Below are 6,854 nucleotides of genomic sequence, written 5' to 3' on the forward strand. Positions count from 1 at the left end.
ATGTTTAGTACAAATACAGTAGTTGATTTAGTAAAATTATATAAAACCTATTTTGCAAACTCACCTTATTTTATTACTGATAAGGATTCTTTACAACCCACAACAGAAGAAACGGGATATTCCATAACAACTGAAAATACACGTCCAAAAGGTAGTATTGATTATTCAAGTAAAAATATTCCTTTCAATAAAATTGGTGCTTACGGACAGGCGATTTGGTTTCCTGTAACTCTTAAAACAACAACAATTGATAATAATGGTAATGCTGTTTTTGTAGAGATTGAAATCGAAGCCTGTACCGTTGGCGTTAATTTAATGAAGGAAATAGTTAGAACCCCTGTAAGTGAGCGTAAAGGAAAAGTAAAAGAGTGTTTTGCTATTGATGATTATAAATTTACAATAAAAGGTTTTTTAATTGGAAAAAACAAAATGGTCCCTGAAGATCAAATAACTACTTTAAAACAAATTTTTGAGAGTACTAGCCCTGTTGAGCTACATGGCGGTTATCCAGAAATATTTTTAGATGATAGTTGTCAAGTTGCTGTAAGTACTTTGGATTTTCCAGAAGTACAAGGAAAAGCAGTCTGGATACGCCCTTTTTCGATGACCCTTGAAACGGATTATATATTGGACTTAATCATATAATAAATGTTTTATTTAACAAGCGATATCGCAATTGGAGGTTATCCAAATATAAAGCCATCAAAAGTTTCTTGGAAAACAGATATTAATAGTTTTACAGATACCTGTACAATTGAATTGCCAAGGATTAAATATTTGACAAATGAGAAAACGATTACTGAAGATATACAAGAGCCAAATAATCGTTCAGAATATCTTTTTAAAGAAAACGACAAAATCAGCATATTGCTTGGTTATGATGGTAATAACGTAAAGCGTTTTGAGGGATTTATCAAGCGAGTAAATATGGGAATTCCTGTAAAAATTGAATGTGAAGGATACAGCTATTTATTATATGACATCATTTTTAATAAAACTTATTCAGTCGTAACTGTAAAGCAGTTGCTAACTGATCTATGCTTAGGAACTGAAATTGTTTTATCAACTGAAATACCAAACGTTCCTTTAAAAAATGTTCGATTTAAAAATGCCACAGGTATTCAGGTTTTGGAATGGCTAAAAAAAGAGGTGCATTTGTCGGTTTACTTCAATTTTAATGAATTGTATGTAGGTACTCAATACGGAAAGAAAGGCAAAACGGTAAAACTTCGTTTAGGTTGGAATACCGTAAAAGATGATGATTTTAAAAAACGTCTGGTTGATAAAAATATTAGAATAGTTATCCAGGAGAAAAACGGCCAAGGAGAAGTTAAGCGCACTAAATCAGATGCTGACAAGTACGACAATTTAAAAACTGTAAAAGTAAAGGCGGGATTGCCCGCTGATCTGCTAAAGCAAATTGCTAACAGGTTGCAGACCAAAAGCAATTATAAAGGGTACGAAGGCAATATAACAGCATTTTTAGAACCAGCCACAAACAAAGGAGATATAGCCGAAATAGATGGTTACAAATATCCCGATAAATCAGGAAACTTTTTTGTAGAAAGCGTTTCGGGTGAGTTTGGAAAATCAGGAGGCAGGCAAACAATTCAATTAGGTTTTATAGCAACAAAATAATTAAGACAATGAAAAAAATAGCCCTTACAAAAAATAAAAAAAAACAATCAAAAGCTTTTCAAAAAGCGGTTGAGCCTTTAATGAAATATTTGGCTAAGAATCACCATCCACATACAAAATGTATAGTTGAGAATAATATTGCTGAATTAGTAGAAGGGATTGAAGTTCATAATACAGATAAATTCATATTGGATTAATGCCAACATTTGATCAAATAAGAGAGGGGCTTGAAAGCCTTGCTAAGAATCATGGTCCTGCTGTAAGCAACATTGCGAAAGTTAAATCTGTTGATGAAAATACAGCTTTATGTGTTCTTGAAGATGAAGACGGACAGGAATTTTTAGACGTACGACTTCGCCCGGTTCTCTCAGATAAAAAAAGTTTCATCCTGGTACCAAAAATTGGCAGTTACGTTTTAGCTGTTCGCGTTGAAGATGATGACGACTGGATGATTATTGCAGCCGATGAAGTTACAAAAGTTGGGTATTACATTGAAAATACTATTATTGAAGTTGATGCAACCGGATTTTTATTTCAAAAAGAAAACGAAACATTAAAAAAGATAATGGTTGATTTAATAGCTGCTATAAAAGCGATGAGTTTTATTGTTTCAACTCCTGACACTTTAACTGGTAACACAACGGTGCTGAACAATATTCCACAATTCACAGAAATTGAAATGAGAATTAATCAGTTTTTAAAATAGGTTTAAAATGACAGATTTTTTATTAGATGATGATTTTGATTTATTGGTTACCGATGGCGATTTAGTTGTTGGAGAGAGTACCGCTCAACATCAAAAAATGTTAATTCTGATTGAAAAAGGAGAATTAAAGGACGTGCCAATGCGCGGTGTTGGAGCTCAAAGGTATTTAGAAGATGACAGCCCCGAAAATTTAGCCAGGGAAATTAGATTAGAATTTTCATTTGATGGTATGACAGTAAATAAAATACAAATAGCATCCGATTTGACAATTGAAATCGATGCAAAATATTAGAAAATGACAGTAACTGTTTTAGTCTTGCAATCTTGGTTTGATTTAGCCGTACAACATACTGGAAGTGTTATGAACGCTTATGAGCTTGCTCTTGCTAATGGCGATAGGTCAGTTACTGATGATCCAATTTCAGGCGAACAAATAATAATCCCGAGCAACATTACAATTTTAAAAAAAGAAACGGTCTATTTAAAAAGCAAAACAGCAATACTAGCTACAGGAATAACTAAGGGTCAATTAGATCAATTAACACCGCCTATAGGTATAGGAACAATGATTGTAGGATCAACATTTATAGTAGATTAAAAAATGGCAAAAAAAATAACAGATATTTCAAACGAAATTTACGCTAAAATAGCTGCTGATTCAACGCTCCCAAATTCGATAAGTCAATCAGCAATTTATAGACGATTTATATTTATAATTAGTTATGCAATTTGGCTTTTAGACTCTCTTTTCGATACTCATAAAGCAGAAGTTACTGACATTATAGAGCAACAATTTCCTCATAGACCATCTTGGTACAGAACCAAAGCAAAAGCATTTCAGTATGGTTTTGATTTAATTGAAGATACCGACAAGTATGATAATGTCGGATTTCCGGAGGAACAAATTGAAAATTCTAAAATAATTAAATATTCAGCAGTGACACAATCAGCTGGACAATTGCTGATAAAAATTGCAACTGAAAGCGATGGCGTTTTATCTCCAATTTCTACTCCTCAAAAAGCATCCTTTGATGCCTACATGAGTGAAATTACAGATTGTGGTGTAAAATATATTGTGGTAAATCATTTACCTGACATTTTGCTGTTGAACTTACAAATATTTCGTGATTCATTGGTTATAGACAATACTGGGATGAGTATTTTATACGGGAACTTCCCTGTACAAGATGCTATTTTAGAGTACATGAAGGAGCTTCCTTTTAATGGTGAGTTAGTGTTGTTTGATTTGGAAACAAAATTAAAAAATATTGAAGGGGTAAGAATTCCAAATATCGTAAATGCGGAATCTCAGATTATTGATATTTCTACGGGTGAGTATTTACCACCCAAAGCAATAAATGTAAAGACAATTCCAGAGAGTGGATATTTTGTAGTGCCAAATTTTGATAATGTGAAATATGTGGTATAAAATAGATTTTGATAGGCTTATTCTTTTGTTGTTGCCAACATTTTTACGAAAGCCAATATTGTTTGGTTATATCAAAGCTTTGATTTCGCCTATCAATAGTTTGCATTATCAATGGACACAAATGCGCACAGACAATTTGCTAAAGCTTTCTTATAATGGGCAAAAATGCTATTTAAGAAAAGCGCTTAATGATAAATTCGACCCTGAATTGCGGCGGATTACCATTAGTGATGTTGAACAAATAGATCAAGATTATTTATACACCCAGTCTGAAAATTTAGATGTGTACTTGGGGGTAATTTACCTAGAGCAAGAGTTTAATTATGTAAATGGATTAGCCGAATTTTTGGTAAATGTACCAGGGATAATTTTGAACACAAAAACAAATGAAATAACTGCTGTTGTAGACTTCTATAAGTTAGCTGGCAAAAGTTTTCAATTAATAACGATATGAATAGTATAAATTTTACTCAGGTTGGTGGTTTCCCAATGACGACAAATATTTTGGGAAGAATGCAAACAGCATACTCATTGTTTAATGCATTCGGTAGCATAGTTGGAGACCTAACCATAATCTCTGGATGTATCATTACTGGTTCTAACGTAAGTGATGGTGTTGTCTATATCAACGGTGAGGTTTTGGAATTTAGAGGAGGATTGATACAGACGAAAGTTATCATTAAAGAAGATACTGAAAATTTGATTTTCCAAAATGGAAATTCCTATCCTTCAATAAAAATACGTTATGCTACTTTCAGTTCTGGAGTCGGTGCAATAGACTGGGTTGATTTTTCCCGTGGATTTTCGACTAAGGATATACCAAATGCCTTAAATGCTAAAGTTGATAACACTACGCTAGATAAAGTGATTTTGCGCGTTGCTGAACTTGAAAAGAAAAATGCAATTTTCCAAACAGGGGGAGGAATGGTTCTTTGGAATAAGTCCGCAAATTTAATTCCTACTGGTTGGGCAGAAGTTGTTAATTGGCGTGGTCGTATGCCTGTGGGGTGGAATTCTGATGACCCAGATTTTGAAACCATAGGTAAAGTAGGCGGTTCTAAAATGCAAACATCGCTACTCCTATTGGTGGATATGGTGTTGGTGTAGATTCAGGCGGAACGCCTTCAGGGCAATTGCTTGTTTCTTCAGGTGCGGAAGAACGTGGAGAATTTTTAGAATCGGTTAAAAAAGCGTCATCAGGTCCTACAGGAACTACAGTTAATCACATGAATCCCTACAGAGTAGTAATGTTATTGAGTATATAGCATAATTATGGCAGATAAAAGCACATTAAAAAAATGGTTTCGAACAGGTTTAAAACCAACACAGGTGCAATTTTGGAATTGGATGGACAGCTTTTGGTTTAAGGAGAAAAAATACCTAAAATATTGATGAGATTGAGGGAATTTTAAACGCAAAGGCGGAAGCAATTATTTGGCAAATCACTTATCTGATCCTAACGCTCACGCTGATTTGTTCTTCAAAGAAGATAAGTCAAAAAAGGTGTAGTAAACGGCTATGTGCCACTCAACGAATTTTATAAAAATCGCATCAATATTTGAATATTGTCAATGATCTTATAAAGTGATGAAATTCACTCTTGACCGTAGAACAAGGGAGGATATTACAAGAACAAATAGACGCTATTAATCTTTTGTTGACATCTGACGATATAAATTTAGACACTATTCAGGAAATTGTCGATGCAATTAAAGAAGTTGAAATTTCTCTAAGTACGATATTGGTAAATGACTTGACTACTGGTGGAACCACGAAAGCTCTGACTGCTGAAATGGGTAAAATTTTAAAAGCCTTAATCGATGCTTTAACAGCAAACAAAGTGGATAAGGTAGCTGGAAGGAGCCTGATTTTAGAAACGGAAATAGCTCGTTTAGCTGGAGTCACCAATCAAGACATTACAGGGAAACAAGATATTTCAAACCAAATTGAGGTTTCTACATCGCAAAACGCACAGCCTTCTTGGCATGGAAAAACGGTTATTTTTACAGCTAATTGTACTATAACCATACCCATAGCACTTGTTGATTCTTATTTATTTAATGGTATCACATTGCCTGGTGTAACAGTTGGCTGGGCTATCATAGCTCCTAAAACATGGTTAATGGGGACACCTGCCAATACTGCAGAAAAACAGATTTTTACCTTGACACAGCGTGGAGCTACTAACAGCATTTTATTATTAGGACTGTAATTATGGGAGCGTTAATACAAAATACAGTTTTTGGAAAGAGCAAATACAAACCATTTATCTCTACTTGGAAAACGGACAATCTTTCAACTGGGTCAAGTCAAATAAACCAAATAAAACTACCACTCACCGCTGGTGGAATTTATAACTTTAGTGTTGATTGGGGAGATGGCACAGTATCTAGAATTACATCTTGGAATCAGGCAGAAGCTACCCACACTTTTTCAAACGTTGGAATTTATCAGGTCATTATTACTGGTAAATGTGATGGATTTATATTTAGAGGTACTGGTGACAAGATGAAATTAATGACTATTCAACGATGGGGGAGCTTTTTTTTTACTATTAATGGTAGTGCCTTTGACGGCTGTGTAAATCTTACACTTACTAATGTCGAAGATATACCAGAATTAAAGATGGTTAGAGGTTTATCATTTACATTTAGGGATTGTATATCGTTAACAACAATAAACCATCTAGAACTTTGGGATACTTCAAATATTAGGGGCATGACAGGTCTCTTTCAAGGCGCTAAAAGTTTTAATCAAGATATAGGTGGATGGAATGTTGTGTCTGTTGAAAATATGATAAGAATGTTTGATGAAGCAACTAATTTTGACAATGGGGGTAGCTCAAGTATAAATAACTGGAATACTTCAAAAGTGGTATTAATGGAAGGAATGTTCAATGGTTGCAAAATATTTAATCAAGATATCAGCAATTGGAATACTTCAACAGTTATTAACATGGGTACAATGTTTAGTGATTGCTTATCCTTCAATCAACCTATAGGAGGTTGGGACACTTCAAAAGTTACTGATATGAGAACTATGTTTAATTCTGCTAAAAGTTTTAATCAACCTATTGACTCA

General features: G+C 34.0%; 11 protein-coding genes. All 11 read left to right on the top strand.

Annotated features, from left to right (window positions below; translation table 11 throughout):
- Positions 1-645: a DUF6046 domain-containing protein gene (locus QWY99_RS22165; protein ID WP_290259680.1), complete on the top strand. Its 645-nt coding sequence runs from the start codon at positions 1-3 to the stop codon at positions 643-645.
- Between the two features lie 3 nt (positions 646-648).
- A complete protein-coding gene (locus tag QWY99_RS22170) occupies positions 649-1,638 on the top strand; it encodes a hypothetical protein (RefSeq protein ID WP_290259682.1) in 990 nt (329 codons plus the stop codon).
- Between the two features lie 8 nt (positions 1,639-1,646).
- Positions 1,647-1,835, top strand: coding sequence for a hypothetical protein (locus tag QWY99_RS22175; protein WP_290259684.1), 189 nt, complete (start codon positions 1,647-1,649; stop codon positions 1,833-1,835).
- A complete protein-coding gene (locus QWY99_RS22180; protein ID WP_290259685.1) occupies positions 1,835-2,344 on the top strand; it encodes a hypothetical protein in 510 nt (169 codons plus the stop codon). The genes QWY99_RS22175 and QWY99_RS22180 overlap by 1 nt, the downstream gene beginning before the upstream one ends.
- Before the next feature lie 7 nt (positions 2,345-2,351).
- A complete protein-coding gene (locus QWY99_RS22185) occupies positions 2,352-2,636 on the top strand; it encodes a hypothetical protein (protein ID WP_290259687.1) in 285 nt (94 codons plus the stop codon).
- A gap of 3 nt (positions 2,637-2,639) precedes the next feature.
- Complete coding sequence (locus tag QWY99_RS22190) at positions 2,640-2,942, top strand: hypothetical protein (RefSeq protein ID WP_290259689.1); 303 nt, start codon at positions 2,640-2,642, stop codon at positions 2,940-2,942.
- 3 nt (positions 2,943-2,945) lie between these two features.
- Entirely contained in the window at positions 2,946-3,773 is an 828-nt protein-coding gene (locus tag QWY99_RS22195) for a nucleotidyltransferase (protein WP_290259692.1), read from the top strand.
- Positions 3,763-4,227 (top strand): hypothetical protein, encoded by a 465-nt coding sequence (locus QWY99_RS22200; protein ID WP_290259695.1) that lies wholly within the window; start codon positions 3,763-3,765, stop codon positions 4,225-4,227. Before QWY99_RS22195 ends, QWY99_RS22200 begins: the two co-directional genes overlap by 11 nt.
- The gene (locus QWY99_RS22205) at positions 4,224-4,880 is read left to right on the top strand and encodes a hypothetical protein (RefSeq protein WP_290268210.1); all 657 of its coding nucleotides are present in this window, start codon (positions 4,224-4,226) and stop codon (positions 4,878-4,880) included. The genes QWY99_RS22200 and QWY99_RS22205 overlap by 4 nt, the downstream gene beginning before the upstream one ends.
- A 493-nt stretch (positions 4,881-5,373) precedes the next feature.
- On the top strand, positions 5,374-5,985 hold the full coding sequence (locus QWY99_RS22210) for a hypothetical protein (RefSeq protein ID WP_290268212.1): 612 nt from the start codon (positions 5,374-5,376) through the stop codon (positions 5,983-5,985).
- A gap of 2 nt (positions 5,986-5,987) precedes the next feature.
- Positions 5,988-6,854: BspA family leucine-rich repeat surface protein (locus QWY99_RS22215; protein ID WP_290268214.1), on the top strand; the 867-nt coding region annotated here is incomplete at its 3' end.

Origin of the sequence: Flavobacterium branchiarum (assembly GCF_030409845.1) — a bacterium.
Lineage (GTDB): Bacteria > Bacteroidota > Bacteroidia > Flavobacteriales > Flavobacteriaceae > Flavobacterium > Flavobacterium branchiarum.